This is a genomic window from Tissierella sp. QWL-11 (assembly GCF_058683765.1).
In genome coordinates this window covers 2,148,700-2,168,026 of record NZ_CM178750.1, presented here as the reverse complement: position 1 = coordinate 2,168,026, position 19,327 = coordinate 2,148,700, and the positions used below count along the sequence as shown (strand labels likewise).

The following is a 19,327-nucleotide window of genomic DNA, read 5'->3' as shown; positions in this document are numbered from 1 at the left end:
AATATTCAGGTATTTATTGGTTTAGATAAGTTGACCTGTTTTATTCTTTAACTTTAATTTTCTATATGGTATAATTTATATAATAACGAAAAGAAAATAAATAAGGAGTATGATACTGATGAATAATGAAGAAAAAATTTTTCTTATGTTAGAGAGTATCCAAAAACAAATTACATCCTTAGAGAAAAATACTAATGACAGATTTGAAGCAATGGGAAACAGATTTGAAACTATGGAAAATAGATTGGAATCCATGGAGAAAAGTACTAATCAAAGATTTAACTCAATGGAAGATAGATTCAACTCAATAGAAAATAGATTTGATTCTATGGAGAGTAATACCAATGATAGATTTGCTTCTTTAGAAAAACATATTTCTAAAGAAGTTCAATCAACTAGAGATGAATTAAAAACAGAAATTCAATATGTCTATGATGAAGTAAAGGACTTAAAAGATGGATTAAGTAATGTAGAACAGGTAACTGCAAAAAATTAGCTAGATATAACTAGATTAAAATCTATAAAATAAACTTCTTAGAACTCTATTTTAGAGTTCTTTTTATTTTTATTTAAAAATGAACAAAGTTTCCCGTCCCTTTTCTTCATTAGTAGTTTTTTCGCATCAATAATAAATACTATGATATACTAATACTATAATAAGGCGTAAATACTCGCCTCATTGAAACGCTTTTGAATGTTTTTTGCAAGGATGCAAAAAACTCCATTGAAATCTTGTTATAAAATATTTGGAGGAAAATATGGAATTTAAAATACCTGAATATACAAATATTGTATTAGATAAATTAGAAGAAGCTGGCTTTGAAGGTTTTGTAGTTGGAGGTAGTATTAGGGATTTACTTCTTAATAAGAGACCTTCTGACTTTGATGTAACTACAAATGCCACACCAGATGAAATAATAGAGGTATTTAAAGATTATAGGACTATACTAGTGGGTAAAGAATATGGAACTGTGGTTGTAGTTCAAGAAGAGGGAAGTGTAGAGATTACAACTTATAGAACTGAGGCAGAATATCTGGATGGTAGAAGGCCAAGCAAAGTTTTCTTTACTGATGATATTACAGAAGATTTGAGTCGTAGAGACTTTACTGTAAATGCAATGGCATACAACAAAAAGACTGGGCTTATAGATCCGTTTAATGGCATAGTAGACTTAAGAAATAAAAAAATCCAAACTGTTGGAAATCCATATGATAGGTTTAAAGAGGATCATCTTAGGATTTTAAGAGCTATAAGATTTGCAAGTCAATTAGAATTTCAAATAGAAGCTAAAACTTATAATGCCTGTAGTGACATGTCTCACCTTTTAACAACAGTGAGTGGGGAGAGAATTCAGCAAGAATTATATAAGATAGTATTGTCAAAAAGGCCTTCTTATGGTATAAATCTTATGAAAGACTTAAGAGCTTTAGAAACTATAATACCAGAGTTTAAAGATACCTTTGACTTTAATCAAAGAACACCTTATCATGATAAAGACGTATTTTCACATATTTTATGTGTAGTAGATAATACTTCTAGAATATTAGTTTTAAGACTTGCTGCATTGTTCCATGATATAGCCAAGCCGAAAACTTTTTTCTTAGATGAGGAAAATATAGGACATTTTTATGGACATCAAAAAGAAGGGGAAAAAATCACTAAAGAAATATTAACCAGACTTAAATGTTCTAAATATATAGTAGATACAGTCTCCACTCTAGTTAGAGAGCATATGATAGACTATAATAATATAAAGGATAAAGGTTTAAAAAGGATTATAAATAGAGTCGGTGAAGATGAGATGTTTTATTTACTAGATCTAAAAAGGGCAGATAGATTATGCTCTAGCAATCCTAAAGATCTTCAAGCTATCTTAAGGAAAAAGCAGGAAGTCCAAAGAATATTTATAGAAGATGAAGCTTATGATAAAAAACAACTTGAAATAGATGGCAATGATATAATAAAATTAGGATATAAACAAGGAAAACAAATAGGGAAGATACTAGATTTTTTAATGGAAATGGTATTAGAAGATCCGAGTTTAAATAAAAGAGAAGTATTGATAGAAGTAGTTGATAAAAATTTTAAGAGGATTTAGGGGGAGTTTTATGGCTAGATTATTTGGTACAGATGGAGTTAGAGGAATTGCAAATGAAGAATTAACACCTGAGCTTGCATTTCAAATAGGCAGAGCAGGAGCATATATACTTACAGAAGGAAATAGTGGAAGTATAGTAGTAGGTAAAGATACTAGAGCTTCAGGAGATATGTTAGAAGCAGCATTAATTGCTGGGATAACATCAATAGGCTTAAATATTATTTCTTTAGGGGTAATTCCAACACCTGCTGTGGCTTATCTTACAAGAAAGTATGAGGCACTTGCAGGAGTTATGATATCAGCTTCTCATAATCCTGGTGAGTACAATGGAATTAAATTTTTTAACCATAAAGGATTAAAGCTATCTGATAGTATAGAAGACGAGATAGAAGATTTAATTCTAAATAAAAGAGAAATAAACTTGAGACCCATAGGAGAAAGAGTTGGAAGATTATATATTGAAGAGAATGGAGCAAGAGATTATAAAGAATTTCTAAAAACTACTATAAATCTTGATCTTACAGGGATGAAAATTGCTATGGATTGTGGGCATGGAGCTTTATCAAAAATAGGGCCAGAAATAATTAGGGAGCTAAATGGAGAAGTTGTAGTTGTAAATGACAATCCAAATGGAATGAATATAAATGCCAACTGTGGTTCTACAAATCCAGATATTATAAAAGATTTAGTAATCCAAAATAAGGCAGATGTAGGATTTTCCTTTGATGGGGATGCAGATAGAATTATAGCAGTTGATAATAAGGGGAACTTAATAGATGGAGATCATATTTTGGCAATATGTGGGACATATCTAAAGGAAACTGGAAAGCTTAAAAAAGATACAGTAGTAGGAACTAGTATGACAAATATGGGATTAGACATATATTTAAAACAAAAGGGTATGAATATTGTAAAGACAGATGTTGGAGATAGATATATATTGGAAGAAATGCTAAATAAAGGATATGTCTTAGGTGGGGAACAGTCAGGTCATATTATATTTTTGGACTACAATACTACTGGAGATGGCCTTGCAACTGCTCTACATCTTTTAGAAGTTATAAAATATTATAAAAAAGATACAAGTGAATTAAATTCCCTTATGGTTAAATATCCTCAAGTATTAGTAAATGCTAAAGTTGACAATAATAAAAAGTATAATTATCTAGATGATTTAGATATAAAATATAGAATAGAAGAAATAGAAAAGAAATTTCATGGTCAAGGTAGAGTTGTAATAAGAACATCAGGTACTGAGCCATTAGTAAGAGTAATGATAGAGGGAAAAGACCAAGAAGAAATACATGCAATTGCCAGTGACTTGGCACAGTTTATAGAAGAAAGGTTGGGTGTTTAGAATGGATCAAAACAAAGACTATAGAATCATAGCAGATAGTAGTTGTGACTTAAATGAAGACTTAGAAAAAGATTTAAATATTTCTTTAGTACCTTTTAAAATTGATGTGGATGATAAGTCTTTTATTGATGACAAGAGACTAGATGTGCAAGAATTAATTAAATCTATGAAAAAAAGTCCAAATCCTATAAAGACATCTTGTCCTTCTCCAGGAGATTTTTTAGAGCAATATAGAAAAAATAGAGATGTATTCGTAGTTACTATATCTTCTAAACTTTCTGGGACTTATAATAGTGCAATATTAGCTCGTGATATGGCAAAAGAAGAAGATCCAGATAAATTTGTACATGTATTTGATAGTAGATCAGCAAGTATAGCAGAAACTTTAGTTGCCATGAAGATAAGTGAATTAATAAAAGAGAAATTTAATAATTTAGAAATAGTTGAAAAAGTAGAAAAATATATTGATGAAATGAAGACTTATTTTATTTCTGAGAGTCTTGATAATTTAATTAAAAATGGTAGAATCTCAAGGACTAAGGGATTACTTGCCAATGTATTAAAATTAAAGCCTATAATGGGTTCAAACCCTGAAGGGGAAATAGTTTTAGTGGAAAATGCTAGAGGTACAAAAAGGGTTTTTAGTAGATTAGTAGAAATTATAGGAGAAGGAAAAGAAAATTTTGAAGAAAGAGTTTTGGCAATATCCCATGCAAATGCATTAGACAGAGCTGTTGCTCTTAAAGAGAAACTAGAAGAACTCTATAATTTTAAAGAGATAATTATAGTAGAAACTAAAGGACTTAGTACTGGATATGTAAATGATGGAGGAGTTATATTGTCATATTAGAAAGGTGATAATATGAAAAAAAAGGTAGTATTAGGTATGAGTGGAGGAGTTGATAGCTCTGTAGCAGCCTATGTTTTAAAAGAACAAGGCTATGAAGTGATAGGAGTTACTTTAACACAAATTCCCCACGATGATATATATGATGAAGCTGAAGGTGGGTGTTGTTCCATATCTTCAGTATTTGATGCTAAAAAGGTAGCACATGATTTAGGGCTTGTTCATTATGTTATGAACTTTAGAGGATTATTTGAAAGAAAAGTTATAGATTATTTTGTAGATGAGTATCTACAGGGGAATACTCCAAATCCATGTGTGGCTTGTAATAAATTTATTCGATTTAGTGAATTTTTAGAAAAGGCAAAGGGACTTGGAGCAGACTATATAGCTACTGGACACTATGCAGTAGTAGAAAAAGATGAGACAACTGGAAGATACTTGATGAAGAAAAGCGCTGATAGCAAAAAGGATCAAACATACTTTTTGCATCAAATGACTCAAGATCAACTTGCTCACACACTATTTCCTCTAGGAGGATATACAAAGGATAAAGTTAGAGAAATTGCTGAGAAAATAGGATTAAAAGTTCATGACAAACCAGATAGTGAAGAAATTTGCTTTATACCTGATAATAACCATGGGGAATTTATAAAAAGAAGAGAACCGGGTAGAGTTAAGCAGGGAAATTTTGTAGACAGTGAAGGAAATATCTTAGGCAAGCATAAGGGGATAGTATACTATACAGTAGGTCAGAGAAAAGGTCTTGGAATAGCTTTAGGTAGAAGAGTATTTGTAAAAGAAATAGATCCAATAAAGAATGAAATAGTATTGGGAGATGAAAGTGATCTTTATAAATCCAAACTCTATGCAGAGGATATAAATTTAATTGCCTACGATAAACTGCCAGATGAATTAGAGGTGAGGGCTAAAATAAGATACTCTAATTATGAATCTGAGGCAATAGTAAAGCCGTATAAGCAAGGAGTAATGGTAGAATTTAAAGATCCACAAAGAGCTATTACCAAGGGTCAGGCTGTAGTTTTTTATAAAGATGATATAGTTGTAGGCGGAGGCATTATAAAAGAAGTATATGAATAAAAAAATATTGACAAATCTTAATGGGATGATATAATAGAGTAGTAATAAAATTAGTCATGCGGGAGTGGCGGAATTGGCAGACGCGCTAGACTTAGGATCTAGTGTCATTGACGTGGGGGTTCAAGTCCTCTTTCCCGCACCATTAAGAACCAGTGGATGAAACCATTGGTTTTTTTTACTATGTTTTTGTAATAAAGGGATTGTTATGTTATAATTATATGATATAATATTAGCGGAAAACCTAGAATACGAGGAGGATACAATATAATGAAAGCAGTTTTAGATAAAAAGGAAGGAAACAAAGTTTCTTTTAATATTGAAATCGAAGAGGATAAATTTAAATCAGCTGTTCAAAAGGCATATATACAAAATAGAGGTAAATTTAATATACCAGGATTTAGAAAAGGAAAAGTTCCAAAGCAAATTATTGAAATGAACTATGGTAAAGGTGTATTCTATGAAGATGCAATAAATATTTTACTTCCAGAGGCTTATGAGCAAGCTATAGATGAATTAAAATTAGAACCAGTAGACAGACCAGAAATAGACATAGATGAGATAAAACAAGGTGAACCACTTAATATAAAAATAGCAGTAGATGTAAAGCCAGAAGTAAAACTAGGAGATTATAAAAGTATAGAATTAGAAAAAATAGAGTATAATGTTACAGATGAAATGGTTCAACAAGAGCTAGATAAGATACAAGAAGAAAATGCAAGATTATTAGATGCAACAGATAGAGAAGTTAAAAAAGGAGACATCACAACTATAGACTTTGCAGGATACTTAGATGGAGAACAGTTTCCAGGAGGTACTGCACAAGGACATCAATTAGAAATTGGATCTAATACCTTTATTCCAGGTTTTGAAGACCAGCTAGTAGGCAAGACTAAAGATGAAGAAGTAGATGTAAATGTAACTTTCCCAGAGGACTATGGTCAAGAAGATTTAGCAGGAAAAGAAGTAACATTTAAAGTTACAATACATGATATAAAGGAAAAACAATTACCAGAATTAGATGATGAATTTGCAAAAGACATAAGTGAATTCGATACAATAGAAGAGGTAAAGTCAGATATAAGAGAAAGACTAGAAAAAGAATTTAGTGAACAAGAAAAGATACACAAAGAAAATAGTGTAATAGAAAAACTTATAGAGATATCAGAGTTTGAAGTACCAAATGGTATGATAGAGTCTCAATTACAAGATGAAATAAGACAATTTGACTACAGACTTAGAAGTCAAGGATTAGAATTAGAAAAATATTTAGAAATGACTAAGTCAACTATAGAAGACTTAAAAGAACAATTCAAACCAACAGCTGTAAAAAGAGTAGAGGCAGATTTAGTATTAGAAGCTATGGTAGAAGCTGAAAAGATAGAAGTAACTGAAGAAGATATGGATAAAGAATTAGATAAAATGGCAGAACAATACAAAGCAGAAGATATAGAAGAATTTAAGTTAAACATGAAAAAGAGTGATTTAGGATTTTTAGAAAAAGGAATAGCTAATACTAAGGCTATTGAAGTTTTAGTAGAAAATGCTAAGTTTAACAAATAATTAAGATAAATAGATAAATTATAGTATTATAAATAGGAGGGTTAGTATGGCGTTAGTACCAGTAGTAGTAGAACAGACCAGTAGAGGAGAAAGATCTTATGATATATACTCCAGACTATTAAAGGAAAGAATCATATTTTTAGGTACTGAGGTAAATGATACTATATCAGACCTTATTATAGCTCAACTTTTATTCTTAGAAGCAGAAGATCCTGATAAAGACATACAAATATATATAAACAGTCCAGGAGGATCAGTTAGTGCTGGTTTTGCAATTTATGATACAATGCAATATATCAAACCAGATGTATCGACTATATGCGTAGGTAGAGCTGCAAGTATGGGGGCATTTTTACTTGCTGCAGGAGAAAAAGGTAAGAGATTTTCACTACCAAACTCAGATATTATGATTCATCAGCCATTAGGAGGAACACAAGGTCAAGCGGAGGATATTAGAATTCAAGCAGAAAAAATACTTGAAATTAGAGAAAGACTTAACAATATCTTAAGCGAAAGAACTGGTCAACCTTTAGAAAAAATTAAAAGAGATACAGATAGAGATTATCATTTAACAGCTAAAGAAGCAGTTGAATATGGTATAATAGATGAAGTAATTTCTTCCAGTAAATAAATTAAGAGAGGTGTCACCATGGCAAAAAATGATGACAAACAGCTTCACTGCTCTTTTTGTGGGAAACCGCAAGATCAAGTTCGTAGACTTATTGCAGGACCAAATGTGTATATATGTAATGAATGTGTAGAGTTATGTCAAGATATAGTAGAAGAAGAATTTGTAGAAAACTATGACTACGATCTAGAACAAGTTCCTATACCTGCTACTATAAAAAACACTCTAGATGACTATGTTATACAACAAGAAAGAGCAAAAAGAGCTTTGGCCGTGGCTGTTTACAACCATTACAAGAGAATAAATCAAAATACAAATAAAAAAGATGAGGTTGAATTACAAAAGAGTAATATCTTAATGATAGGACCAACTGGTTCAGGTAAGACTTTACTAGCACAGACACTAGCTAAGATAATAGATGTACCTTTTGCTATTGCAGATGCAACGTCTTTAACAGAGGCAGGATATGTAGGTGAAGATGTTGAAAATATAATTTTAAAGCTTATTCAGGCTGCAGATTATGATATAGAAAGAGCAGAAAAAGGTATTATATATATAGATGAAATTGATAAAATAGCTAGAAAATCAGAAAATCCATCTATAACTAGAGATGTAAGTGGAGAAGGAGTTCAGCAAGCTCTGTTAAAAGTACTAGAGGGTACTGTTACCAATGTTCCACCCCAAGGTGGAAGAAAACATCCTCATCAAGAGTTTATACAAGTAGATACTACAAATATATTATTTATTGTAGGAGGAGCTTTTGATGGTCTTGATAAGGTAATTCAAAATCGTATAGGTAAAAGTTCCATGGGCTTTGGAGCTGAAATTAAGACTAAAGAAAAATTTAGTATAGGAAATTTATTAAAGGAAATACAACCAGAAGATTTATTAAAATATGGATTAATTCCTGAGTTTGTAGGCAGATTGCCAGTGATGGTAACTTTAGAAGAATTAGATGAAAAAGCCTTAGTTCAAATTCTTACAAAACCTAAAAATGCACTTGTAAAGCAGTACAAAGAATTATTTGCTATGGAAGGCGTAGATTTAGAATTTGACGATGACTCTTTGACTTTAATAGCAAAGAAGGCAATAGAAAGAAAAACAGGTGCTAGAGGACTAAGAGGTATTATAGAAGAGTCAATGCTAGACATTATGTTTGATATGCCATCTAGAGATGATGTTGAAAAATGTTTAATTACTAAAGATACCATTGATAAAAAAGGTGAACCCACATTGGTACTGTCAGATAAAAACAACAGAAATAGATCTAACAAATCCAGTAAGAATGAATCCGCATCTTAAAGGCTCACATTTGTGAGCCTTTTATTTTAAGAAGAATTTGAAGGAGGGATAAAATAGATGGGAACAAATTATACAATTCAAAAAAAAGAATTACCACTTATTCCCTTGAGAGGAATGTCTATATTTCCTCACATGGTAATTCACTTCGATGTAGGTAGGGATAAGTCTATCAATGCCCTAGAGGAGGCTATGTTAGATGATTCTTTAATTCTACTATGTACTCAAATAAATCCTAAAATTGACGAACCAGATACAGATGATTTTTACCATGTGGGAACTATATCCAGAGTAAAGCAAATGCTTAAATTACCTGGTGGTAGTATCAGAGTGCTTGTAGAAGGAATAAATAGGGGAAAGATAGATAATATAATAGAGACTAAGCCTTATTTTAAAGCAGAAGTAGATGAATTAATATACGATCCTGAAGATATAGAAAAAGATAAAGATTTAGAGGCTGCTATGAGGCTTGTAATTACAGATTTAGAAGAATATATAGATTATAACAATAAAGTATCTTCTGAAGTTTTAATGGCAATTTCAGATATAGAAGATCCTGGTAGACTATGTGATGTAATAGCTTCCTATGTATTTTTAAAACAGGAAGATAATCAAAAAATATTAGAGACCTTTGACTTTTATGAACGATTGGAAAGGCTTCATATAATACTTCAAGAAGAAATAGAAATGTTAAAAATTGAAGATAAAATAAATCAAAGAGTTAAGAAACAAATCAATAGAGTACAAAAGGAATACTATCTAAAGGAACAAATGAAAGCTATACAAAAAGAGCTTGGAGAAGATGAAGATATAAGTAGTGAGATAGAGGAATATAAATCTAAGATAGAAAAAATTGATATGCCTAAAGAGGCGAGGGAAAAGGCATTAAAAGAAATAAATAGACTTACTAAAATGTCTTCCCATTCTCCGGAAACAGGAGTAATAAGAACATACCTTGATTGGATAATAGAATTACCTTGGGACAAAAAATCTGATAGTAAAATTAAAATAAAAAAATCAAGGGATATCCTAAATGAAGATCATTATGGATTAGAAGATGTAAAAGAAAGGATATTAGAATTTATAGCTATAAGAAAGCTGACTGATTCTATGAAGGGACCTATACTTTGTTTAGTAGGGCCTCCAGGAGTGGGTAAGACATCCATAGCCAAGTCTATAGCAAGATCATTAAATAGAGAATTTGTAAGGATGAGCTTAGGTGGTGTAAGAGATGAGGCAGAAATTAGAGGACATAGAAGAACCTATATAGGTAGTATGCCAGGAAGAATAATAAGCTCTATTAGAAAAGTAGGTACAAAAAATCCGGTTTTCTTATTTGATGAAATAGATAAATTAAGTAGTGATTACAGAGGAGATCCAGCAAGTGCTTTACTTGAGGTCTTAGATCCTGAGCAAAACTCTACATTTACAGATCATTTTCTAGATGTACCCTTTGATCTATCTAGTGTATTGTTTGTAACTACAGCAAATACTACTTCTTCTATACCAGCTCCATTATTAGATAGAATGGAAGTCATAAGGATAAGTGGGTATACAGGAGAAGAAAAATATCAGATAGCTCATAATTATTTAATTCCAAAACAAAAGAAAGAACATGGGTTAAAACCAAATAATTTAGAGATATCATCAGCTGGTTTAAAGAGTATAATAAATAATTATACAAGGGAAGCAGGAGTTAGAAATCTTGAGAGAAATATAGCTAATGTTTGTAGAAAAGCAGGTAAAAAAATAGTAGAAGAAGACTTAAAGACTGTAAGGATAAATAAGGGAAATATATCTAATTATTTAGGAAGTCCTAAATATAGATTTGATGTAATAGATGAAGAAAATCAAATAGGAGTAGCAAATGGTCTTGCTTGGACTGCAGTAGGTGGAGAGACTTTATCTATAGAAGTAAACTCTATGAAAGGTAAAGGTAAAATTCAACTTACGGGAAAATTGGGAGATGTTATGAAGGAATCTGCCATGGCCGGGATAAGCTATATAAGATCAAATGCTAAAAAATTAAATATAGACCCAGATTTCTATAATAATACAGATATTCATATTCATGTTCCGGAGGGAGCTATTCCTAAAGATGGTCCTTCGGCAGGGATTACAATTACAACTGCAGTAGTTTCAGAACTTTCACATACACCTATTCATAAAGATGTGGCTATGACAGGAGAGATTACTTTAAGAGGACGTGTGCTTCCTGTAGGAGGAATAAAGGAAAAGGTATTAGCAGCAAATAGAATGGGTATAAAAAAGATTTTACTTCCATTAGAAAATGAAAAAGATTTAGAAGAAATACCAGCTAATATAAAAAGAAAATTAGAATTTATTTTGGTAGACAATATAGATAAGGTTTTAGAACATACCTTAATAAAGGAAGTTAAAGACAATGAAGATAAATAAATCAGACTTACATGCTATAGCAGTAAAAAAAGAACAATATCCACAGGACGATTTACCAGAGATAGCTTTCGCAGGAAGGTCCAATGTAGGAAAATCTTCATTTATAAATTCCATGATAAATAGAGTTAATTTAGCAAGAACGAGTTCTAAACCAGGAAAGACACGAACTGTGAATTTTTATATTATCAATGAAGATTTTAGATTTGTAGATTTACCAGGGTATGGATATGCTCAAGTTTCTAAATCAGAGAGAAATAAATGGAAAGAAATAATTGAAAGATACTTGGTGGATAGAGAAAACCTTCGAGAGGTAGTATTAGTAGTAGATATAAGACATGAGCCTACTAATCAAGATTTAATGATGTATGATTGGATATTAAGCTTTGGTTTTAGAGGTTTGGTTATAGCTACAAAGGCAGATAAAATATCTAAAGGTAAGTGGAATAAACACATAAGTGTAATAAAGAAAAAATTGAATATAAAAGATGAAAGACTAATAATTCCCTATTCTTCAAATAATAAAGTAAACAAGGATAAAGCCTGGGAAGCATTTGAAGAGATACTACAAAATTAAAAGACCAGCCTAGGCTGGTCTTTTATGTATTTTTATTCTTTGGAGAATAAATCTTTTGTAGCTCCACAAACTGGGCAAACCCAATCTTCTGGAATATCTTCAAATGCTACACCTGGCTCTATTCCTCCATCAGGATCTCCTTCTGCTGGATCATATACCCATCCACATGGTTCACATACCCATCTTTCCATTAAAATTCTCCTCTCAATATTATATTAATTTGTTGCAAGCATATATTACCCAAATTATAACAGAACTAATCAAAAAATACAATTAATATTATAAAAGGTTAAACTTAAAAAAACAGGGTAAAATAAGAAAGAAATAAAAATTATTGGCATTGGATGTGATTAAGTGGACTTTACTTATAATGGCTCAATATGTAGTGATTTAAACCTAATCAAAAACTTTATAGATGAAATTTTAAATAAACTAGATAAGGCTATTAATGACGATGAAACATTGTTTGATATACGGCTTATATTAAATGAGCTTGTGATAAATGGAGTATTACATGGCAACGAAAGTGTAAATACGAAATGCGTAGATTTAGCCCTAGAAGTAAAAGATAGACAGGTGAGAATAGAAGTTAAAGATGAGGGTGTGGGAATTAATTTTGATTTTGAATCTTATGATCCAGAAGAGTTAAAATTTGGAGGTAGAGGTCTTGTTTTAGTAAGAGGGCTATCAGACGAGCTGTATATAGATAAAAACAAGATAATAGCTATTAAAAATCTAAACAAAGGTTTAAACTAAGGAGGCCTATTATGAAGAAGATTTTAGCAATTATAATGTGTGTAAGTATAATATTTGGAATATTCCCTGAAATTAGAGTAAACGCCCAAGATAGTTTTGAAAAGGATTTAAAAGATATAACAAATGAAATGAAAAAACTTTTTTCTATAACATATGATTATGAAAACTTTGATTCTAGCATAGATACTTATGGTGATACTACTATATACTATTTAAATTGGAGAGATGATTCTAAAGATATACCAGATATAAGTATTGAAGTAGATGAGAATAAAAATATTTTTTCTTTCAATAGAAATTATAAAATGGAAGATGAGAATAAATTAGAAAATATAGATAAAAATGAAGCAAGAAACATAGCATTAAAATTTATAAAACATATAGATCCTAAAAAAATTAATGAAATATCTCAGTTTAAAAATAATCAAAATAAAAACAATCCTTGGAATGATTTTTATACTGTTAAATTTTATAGACAAGTAGATGGTATTCCATATTATAAGAATAGGCTAGTAATAAATATTGATAAAAGAACAAAAGAAGTAATTAATTATAATTCAAATTGGGACTATAATATAGAATTCCCTAAAAAAGATAAAGTGATTGAAATAGACAAAGCCAAAGAAATTTTAAAAGAAAAAATGGGCTTAGAATTAATATATAAAACTAGATATGATGTTAAAGAGGGGAAAGAAGAATTTTATCTTGTATATGGATTCTTAGATAATAATAAGGTAGTAGATGCTATATCTGGTGAAGTGATTAATATAAATCAATATAGACCCTTATATGAAGCTGTAGAAGAGTCAGAAGATGCAGCAAAGGGAGAAGGCCTGACTTCTAAAGAGAAGGAAGAGATAGAAAAATTAGTAGGAATAAAAACCATAGATGAAATTAAAAAACAAGCTATAAAAATTTTGGATTTAGAAGATGGTTACAATTTAATAGATAGTAGTCTACACTCTAGTTGGAATGATGAAGATGAATACTATTGGAATCTTTATTTTAAACATGACAATAAAGATAATAAGGTGGCAAATATAACTTTAAATGCAAAAACAAAAGAGTTAATAAGTTTTTATAAATCTCAGGATTATAATAATTCTAAACCTATAATAAATGAAGAAAAAGCCTTAGAAATAGCAAAAAATTACATTAAAAAAATAGCTCCAGAAAAAGAGAAAAACATAGAGTATTTACCTGGCAACTTTGGAAATAGACAAAAATCATATAACTTCAATTTTATTAGAAAAGAAGGAGATACCTATATACAAGATGATAGAGTATATATAGGTGTAAATGCTACAGATAAGAGCATATTTTCATATTCAAATAATTGGTATAATGGAGACTTACCTTCAAAGGGAGAAATTATCACTAAGGATATGGCTTATGATATACTATTTGATAATATAGGATATGAACTAATGTATATAGCTAGTTTTGATGATGAACAAAATATAAAGATAGATTTAGTATATGATATGTCCCCTAATAAACCAATAAACATAGATTCTAGAAGTGGACACTTACTTGATAATATTGGAAATGAATATATAGAGGAAAAAGAGATACAATATATAGATATAGATGATTCCTATGCAAAAGATAAAATAAATACTTTAGCAGAATATGGAATAGGATTTAATGAAAAAGAATTTAAGCCTAAAGATGAAATAATTCAAAAAGATTTCCTATGCCTTTTATGGCAAGGAATTTATCCTTATAGAGAAAATATAGAGGATATAGGTAGAGTATATGATGATTTAATAAATCGTAGTATAGTAAAAAAAGAAGAAAAGGCTCCAGAAGATAAAATTACAAAGGAACAAGCAGTAGTTTTTATCATAAGAGCTATGAATTATGAAGAAATAGCTAATCTAGGAGATATTTATAGAAAAGATATATTTACAGATGGAGAGGATATAGAACCTAAGTATATAGGGCATATAAACTTAGCCTATGGATTTAATATAATTGAAGGGAATAGTGAAAATCCTCCTAAGCTAAATCCTAAGAAAAAATTGACAAGAGAAGATGCAGGGAATATAATCTATAATTATATATTTAGATAATATTAAGGCAGGTTTAAAACCTGCCTTAATAATTGTTTTAACTTAGAGAGAAGTATGATAGAATAAATCGTGGTTAAATAGTAGAATTTATATTTGAAAGGATCTGTTTTATGACTAACACAAGAGAAGATATAAGAAATATTGCCATTATTGCCCATGTAGATCATGGTAAGACTACATTAGTAGATAGTCTATTGAGGCAATCTGGAGTATTTAGAGAAAACCAAGTAGTTGCTGATAGGGTTATGGACTCAGGTGATATAGAAAGAGAAAGAGGAATCACTATATTGTCTAAAAACACAGCAATTAGATATAAAGATACAAAAATTAATATAATAGATACACCTGGTCACGCTGATTTTGGTGGAGAAGTTGAAAGGGTTTTAAAAATGGTAAATGGCGTAGTACTCTTAGTAGACGCCTTTGAAGGACCTATGCCACAGACCAAATTTGTATTAAAAAAAGCTTTAGATCTAAAGCTGCCAGTAATAGTAGATATAAATAAAGTTGATAGAAAAGGAGCTAGACCAGAAGAAGTTATAGATGAAGTCCTAGATTTATTTATAGAATTAGGAGCTGATGAAGATCAATTAGATTGTCCATTTGTATTTTCCTCAGCTAAAGAAGGTACTTCAAGCTTAGATTCTAAAAAACAAAATAAAGATTTAAAAGACTTATTTGAAACTATATTAGAATATACACCTGCTCCAAATGTAGATGTTGAAGCTCCACTTCAAGTTTTAATCTCTACAATAGACTACAACGAGTACACAGGAAGAATTGGTGTAGGAAAGATAGAAAGAGGAAGTATATTTAAAAATCAAGAAGCTGTTATAGTAAATAAATTGAGACCAGATGAAATTGAAAAAGTTAAAATTGGAAATATTTATGAATTTGAAGGTTTAGATAGGGTGGAAGTAGAAGAAGCACATGCAGGAAGTATCATAGCTATTTCTGGAATATCTGATATAAATATAGGTGATACTATATGTCCTGTAAGTAATCCTGAAGCTTTAGACTTTGTAAAGATTTCTGAACCTACTATATCTATGACTTTTTCAGTAAATGATAGTCCCTTTGCAGGTAGAGAAGGAAAGTTTGTAACATCTAGACAATTAAGGAATAGGTTATATAAAGAACTACAAACCGATGTGAGTTTGAAAGTTGAAGATACAGATCAGACAGATTCTTTAAAGGTATCTGGAAGGGGAGAACTACATCTATCTGTTTTGATAGAAACCATGAGAAGAGAAGGTTATGAATTCCAAATATCAAAACCAGAAGTCTTATTTAAGTATGAAGATGGGAAAAAACATGAACCAATGGAAAAAGTAACAATAGATGTATCTAATGAGTTCTCAGGTTCAGTAATAGAAAAACTAGGTCAAAGAAAGGGAGAACTTGTAATGATGTCTGAGACAAGTGGAGGATATAGTCGACTTGAGTTTTCTATCCCTGCTAGAGGTCTTATAGGCTATAGACAAGAGTTTATGACAGATACTAAGGGTAATGGTATAATGAACTCCATATTTGATGGATACGCTAAATATAAAGGAGATATACCTAAAAGACAAGACGGTTCTATAATTGCCTTTGAAACTGGAGAGGCTACAGCATATGGACTTTTTGCTGCACAGGCAAGGGGAATATTGTTTATAGGGCCTGGAGTAAATGTATATGAAGGTATGGTAGTAGGATCTAATCCTAAAGGAATGGATATTGAGGTAAATATAACAAAGAAAAAACAACAGTCAAATGTAAGAGCCTCAGGATCTGATGATTCTTTAAGATTATCTACTCCTAAAACTATGTCCTTAGAAGAAATATTAGAATTTATAGAAGATGATGAGCTAATTGAGGTTACACCTATTAGCCTTAGAATTAGAAAAAGAACATTAAATAAAAATATGAGATATAAATCTAAAAAGAAATAACTAAAACATAATAGAAGGTGATTCTATGGATGGTATACTAGAAAATTATATGCTGATATTTAGCAATCTATTGTGGATCAATATGGTGTTGGGTCTACTACTAATCTTTTTTGAAAGAAGAAATCCAACATCTACTTGGTTATGGATTATGGCCCTTACATTTTTACCAGGGATAGGATTTATTTTGTATTTATTCATAGGACAAGATCTTTCAAAGAAAAAGTTATTTAAAACTAAGCTAGAAGAAGATGGATGTTTTAGGGAAATAGCAGAAATTCAAAAAAAACAAATAGAAGAAGATAAGTTTAATTTTAGAGATCCTAATTTTCCTAGGTATGAAGATTTAATACAGATGCATCTAATGAGTAGTGAAGCATACTTTACCCAAGATAATCAAGTGGAAGTTTTTTTTGACGGAAATGATAAATTTGATGCTCTGCTGAAGAGTATAAAAAATGCTGAGAGATATATCCATATAGAATACTATATCTTCAAAGCAGATGGAATAGGAATGAAAGTAATAAATGCCCTTTGTGAAAAAGCTAGAGAAGGAGTAGAAGTTAAGCTATTAGTAGATGGCATGGGGGGAAGATGGCTTTCTAAAAAAACAAAGGATATGATAAGAAATGCTGGAGGTAAAGTAGAGGTTTTCTTACCTCCCTTTGTCCCACTTTTGAGTATTAGAATAAATTATAGAAATCATAGAAAAATATGTATAGTAGACGGAAGAGAAGCTTATATTGGAGGATTTAATATAGGGGATGAATATCTAGGATTATCTAAAAAATTTGGATACTGGAGAGATACTCATATAAAAGTCAAAGGATCTGTTGTAAGCTCATTACAATGGCGATTTTTCTTAGATTGGAGATTTGCAACTGGTGAAGAGATAAAAAGCTGCCAAAGTTATATTCACGAAGAGGAAAAAGAAAATTATGTTGGTATGCAAATAGTCTCAAGTGGTCCCGATTCAAAATGGCCTAATATAAAAGATGGATATGCAAAGATGATCAGTTATTCTAAACAAAAGTTATATATTCAAACACCATATTTTATTCCAGATGATAGTATATTAGAAGCTTTGAGAATTGCTGGACTTTCTGGTGTAGATGTACGAGTTATGATTCCAAATAAACCAGACCACCCATTTGTATATTGGGCAAGTTTAAGTTATATAGGAGAATTACTACAAGCAGGAGTTAAGTTTTATACTTATGAAAAAGGATTTTTACACTCCAAAGTATTTGTTTCAGATGATTTTGTGTCTTCTGTAGGAACTGCAAATTTAGATATCAGAAGTTTTAAATTGAATTTTGAAGTAAATGCTTTCATATATGATGAAAATACAAATTTAAAATTGACAGAAAAATTTATAGATGATTTAAATGATTGTAGAGAAATTACTTTGGAACATTATAATAATAGATCTAAAATAGTGAAGATAAAGGAGTCAATATCAAGGCTTCTATCTCCAATATTATAAAAAATAAAATGATAATTTAAAGGTAGAACTTTCCTATTGTTTATAATAATAAATCACCTCATGGTTACAATAATCATGAGGTGATTTATTTTGAATAAAATATTAAAATTTTTAATATTTTCCGCTTTAATTATTGCTTTATCTGGATGTAAAAGTCAGAATGTAGATTTTAAACAAAAAGATATGGCTCCAGAATCTTTAATCAATTTAAATACAGGAATAAATGAAATATTAAAATCAATAGGAAAAATTGAGAAGGTAAATATGGGATTGGAAGTTGAAAAAGATAGTGAGTCACAAAATAAAGAAGATGAAAATAAAACTGAAAATAATAAAAGTGAAAACTCAAATACTAAAGAGTCAAGTGGACAAGGAGATCAAAAGAAAGAAGAGTCCTTTCAACAAATGGAAAACAAAGGGAATGAAGAAGTTGTAGCTGATGAAGAAAAAAACAAAGAAATTAAAAAAAAATGGGATAATATAAATAGGGATATAGAAAAAGTTCATTATGATTGGAATTCTTATATAATAGAAGGGGTTAAAAGAGGGATAACAAGTGATGGAATACAAGAGTTTGAGAAGAGTTTAAATAAGATGACTAAGGCTATAGAGGATAAAAATATTATTCAAACATATGACTTTGGAAGCCAATCAATATTAAATTTAAAACCCTTTTTAAACTTATATAATGATGAAATAGGCGGAGATATAAATGAAATAAAATATTCCATATATCAGTATTATATAAGGGCTATTTCTGGGAAAAATAAAGAAGCTATGGAAGTTTTAAAAAATAGAGAAGAAAACATAAACAAAATAAGGTTTAAATTAAAAGATAAAGAAGAAAAATTGGAGGAAGTAGATAAAGTGAATTTTTTACTAGATAGTATGGAAGAATCTTTAAAAGAAGATAGTAAAATGCTATTTTTAATTAAAAAAGATAATGGAATAAAAAACTTAGAAAATTTAGAATAAATTATAGACTTGGTTTGACCAAATTATAAATAATACTACTTATAATTTGGTCGGATGTCATAAAACAATCTGATTTTCATAATTATTTAAAGATGGAAAGTAGGATAAGTGAAAAAATTAATGCTAATACAACTATAAGTACCCAATTTAATACTTTCTTTTTAATAAAAAATAGTTTCATCTAATACCACTCCTTTTAGTATACCTATTATAATGTATTTTAA

16 protein-coding genes and 1 tRNA gene are annotated in these 19,327 nt (G+C 30.0%); 16 read left to right on the top strand and 1 reads right to left on the bottom strand.

What is annotated here, in order from left to right; translation table 11 throughout:
- The first annotated feature begins 118 nt into the window (after positions 1-118).
- From AC4PG3_RS10640 to yihA, 11 genes are all read left to right on the top strand, one after another.
- Positions 119-496, top strand: a complete 378-nt coding sequence (locus AC4PG3_RS10640) for a hypothetical protein (protein ID WP_492196609.1) — start codon at positions 119-121, stop codon at positions 494-496.
- 262 nt (positions 497-758) lie between these two features.
- Positions 759-2,099, top strand: coding sequence for a CCA tRNA nucleotidyltransferase (locus AC4PG3_RS10635; RefSeq protein ID WP_492196608.1), 1,341 nt, complete (start codon positions 759-761; stop codon positions 2,097-2,099).
- 10 nt (positions 2,100-2,109) lie between these two features.
- Complete coding sequence (gene glmM / locus AC4PG3_RS10630; RefSeq protein WP_492196607.1) at positions 2,110-3,456, top strand: phosphoglucosamine mutase; 1,347 nt, start codon at positions 2,110-2,112, stop codon at positions 3,454-3,456.
- Position 3,457: 1 nt separating this feature from the next.
- The gene (locus AC4PG3_RS10625) at positions 3,458-4,306 is read left to right on the top strand and encodes a DegV family protein (RefSeq protein WP_492196606.1); all 849 of its coding nucleotides are present in this window, start codon (positions 3,458-3,460) and stop codon (positions 4,304-4,306) included.
- 12 nt (positions 4,307-4,318) lie between these two features.
- A complete protein-coding gene (gene mnmA / locus AC4PG3_RS10620; RefSeq protein ID WP_492196605.1) occupies positions 4,319-5,401 on the top strand; it encodes a tRNA 2-thiouridine(34) synthase MnmA in 1,083 nt (360 codons plus the stop codon).
- A gap of 58 nt (positions 5,402-5,459) precedes the next feature.
- Positions 5,460-5,543, top strand: a tRNA-Leu gene (locus AC4PG3_RS10615).
- 125 nt (positions 5,544-5,668) lie between these two features.
- A complete protein-coding gene (tig, locus tag AC4PG3_RS10610) occupies positions 5,669-6,961 on the top strand; it encodes a trigger factor (RefSeq protein ID WP_492196604.1) in 1,293 nt (430 codons plus the stop codon).
- Positions 6,962-7,007: 46 nt separating this feature from the next.
- On the top strand, positions 7,008-7,592 hold the full coding sequence (gene clpP / locus AC4PG3_RS10605; protein ID WP_492196603.1) for an ATP-dependent Clp endopeptidase proteolytic subunit ClpP: 585 nt from the start codon (positions 7,008-7,010) through the stop codon (positions 7,590-7,592).
- An 18-nt stretch (positions 7,593-7,610) separates the two neighbouring features.
- Positions 7,611-8,891, top strand: coding sequence for an ATP-dependent Clp protease ATP-binding subunit ClpX (gene clpX, locus AC4PG3_RS10600; protein ID WP_492196602.1), 1,281 nt, complete (start codon positions 7,611-7,613; stop codon positions 8,889-8,891).
- Between the two features lie 57 nt (positions 8,892-8,948).
- Entirely contained in the window at positions 8,949-11,306 is a 2,358-nt protein-coding gene (lon, locus tag AC4PG3_RS10595) for an endopeptidase La (protein WP_492196601.1), read from the top strand.
- Complete coding sequence (gene yihA, locus AC4PG3_RS10590; protein ID WP_492196600.1) at positions 11,293-11,880, top strand: ribosome biogenesis GTP-binding protein YihA/YsxC; 588 nt, start codon at positions 11,293-11,295, stop codon at positions 11,878-11,880. The genes lon and yihA overlap by 14 nt, the downstream gene beginning before the upstream one ends.
- Before the next feature lie 32 nt (positions 11,881-11,912).
- On the opposite strand, the gene rd is transcribed toward yihA, so the two are convergent.
- Complete coding sequence (gene rd, locus AC4PG3_RS10585) at positions 11,913-12,071, bottom strand: rubredoxin (RefSeq protein ID WP_492196599.1); 159 nt, start codon at positions 12,069-12,071, stop codon at positions 11,913-11,915.
- A gap of 163 nt (positions 12,072-12,234) precedes the next feature.
- Between rd and AC4PG3_RS10580 the strand changes: the two genes are divergently transcribed.
- The 5 genes from AC4PG3_RS10580 to AC4PG3_RS10560 all read left to right on the top strand — a co-directional run bounded on the left by AC4PG3_RS10580 (position 12,235) and on the right by AC4PG3_RS10560 (position 19,103).
- Positions 12,235-12,636: an ATP-binding protein gene (locus tag AC4PG3_RS10580; RefSeq protein ID WP_492196598.1), complete on the top strand. Its 402-nt coding sequence runs from the start codon at positions 12,235-12,237 to the stop codon at positions 12,634-12,636.
- A gap of 11 nt (positions 12,637-12,647) precedes the next feature.
- The gene (locus AC4PG3_RS10575) at positions 12,648-14,711 is read left to right on the top strand and encodes a YcdB/YcdC domain-containing protein (RefSeq protein ID WP_492196597.1); all 2,064 of its coding nucleotides are present in this window, start codon (positions 12,648-12,650) and stop codon (positions 14,709-14,711) included.
- Between the two features lie 110 nt (positions 14,712-14,821).
- On the top strand, positions 14,822-16,645 hold the full coding sequence (gene typA, locus AC4PG3_RS10570) for a translational GTPase TypA (RefSeq protein ID WP_492196596.1): 1,824 nt from the start codon (positions 14,822-14,824) through the stop codon (positions 16,643-16,645).
- 25 nt (positions 16,646-16,670) lie between these two features.
- Positions 16,671-18,128 carry a cardiolipin synthase gene (gene cls / locus AC4PG3_RS10565; RefSeq protein WP_492196595.1) on the top strand — a complete coding sequence of 486 codons (1,458 nt, stop codon included), beginning with the start codon at positions 16,671-16,673 and terminating at the stop codon, positions 18,126-18,128.
- A gap of 90 nt (positions 18,129-18,218) precedes the next feature.
- Positions 18,219-19,103 (top strand): hypothetical protein, encoded by an 885-nt coding sequence (locus AC4PG3_RS10560; RefSeq protein WP_492196594.1) that lies wholly within the window; start codon positions 18,219-18,221, stop codon positions 19,101-19,103.
- Positions 19,104-19,327: the final 224 nt, after the last annotated feature.

Excerpts from the sequence above, each read along its gene's own strand:
- AC4PG3_RS10640 (WP_492196609.1), top strand. The coding sequence starts at position 119 with ATGAATAATGAAGAAAAAATTTTTCTTATGTTAGAGAGTATCCAAAAA.
- AC4PG3_RS10635 (WP_492196608.1), top strand. The coding sequence starts at position 759 with ATGGAATTTAAAATACCTGAATATACAAATATTGTATTAGATAAATTA.
- glmM (WP_492196607.1), top strand. The coding sequence starts at position 2,110 with ATGGCTAGATTATTTGGTACAGATGGAGTTAGAGGAATTGCAAATGAA.
- AC4PG3_RS10625 (WP_492196606.1), top strand. The coding sequence starts at position 3,458 with ATGGATCAAAACAAAGACTATAGAATCATAGCAGATAGTAGTTGTGAC.
- mnmA (WP_492196605.1), top strand. The coding sequence starts at position 4,319 with ATGAAAAAAAAGGTAGTATTAGGTATGAGTGGAGGAGTTGATAGCTCT.
- tig (WP_492196604.1), top strand. The coding sequence starts at position 5,669 with ATGAAAGCAGTTTTAGATAAAAAGGAAGGAAACAAAGTTTCTTTTAAT.
- clpP (WP_492196603.1), top strand. The coding sequence starts at position 7,008 with ATGGCGTTAGTACCAGTAGTAGTAGAACAGACCAGTAGAGGAGAAAGA.
- clpX (WP_492196602.1), top strand. The coding sequence starts at position 7,611 with ATGGCAAAAAATGATGACAAACAGCTTCACTGCTCTTTTTGTGGGAAA.
- lon (WP_492196601.1), top strand. The coding sequence starts at position 8,949 with ATGGGAACAAATTATACAATTCAAAAAAAAGAATTACCACTTATTCCC.
- yihA (WP_492196600.1), top strand. The coding sequence starts at position 11,293 with ATGAAGATAAATAAATCAGACTTACATGCTATAGCAGTAAAAAAAGAA.
- rd (WP_492196599.1), bottom strand. The coding sequence starts at position 12,071 with ATGGAAAGATGGGTATGTGAACCATGTGGATGGGTATATGATCCAGCA.
- AC4PG3_RS10575 (WP_492196597.1), top strand. The coding sequence starts at position 12,648 with ATGAAGAAGATTTTAGCAATTATAATGTGTGTAAGTATAATATTTGGA.
- typA (WP_492196596.1), top strand. The coding sequence starts at position 14,822 with ATGACTAACACAAGAGAAGATATAAGAAATATTGCCATTATTGCCCAT.
- cls (WP_492196595.1), top strand. The coding sequence starts at position 16,671 with ATGGATGGTATACTAGAAAATTATATGCTGATATTTAGCAATCTATTG.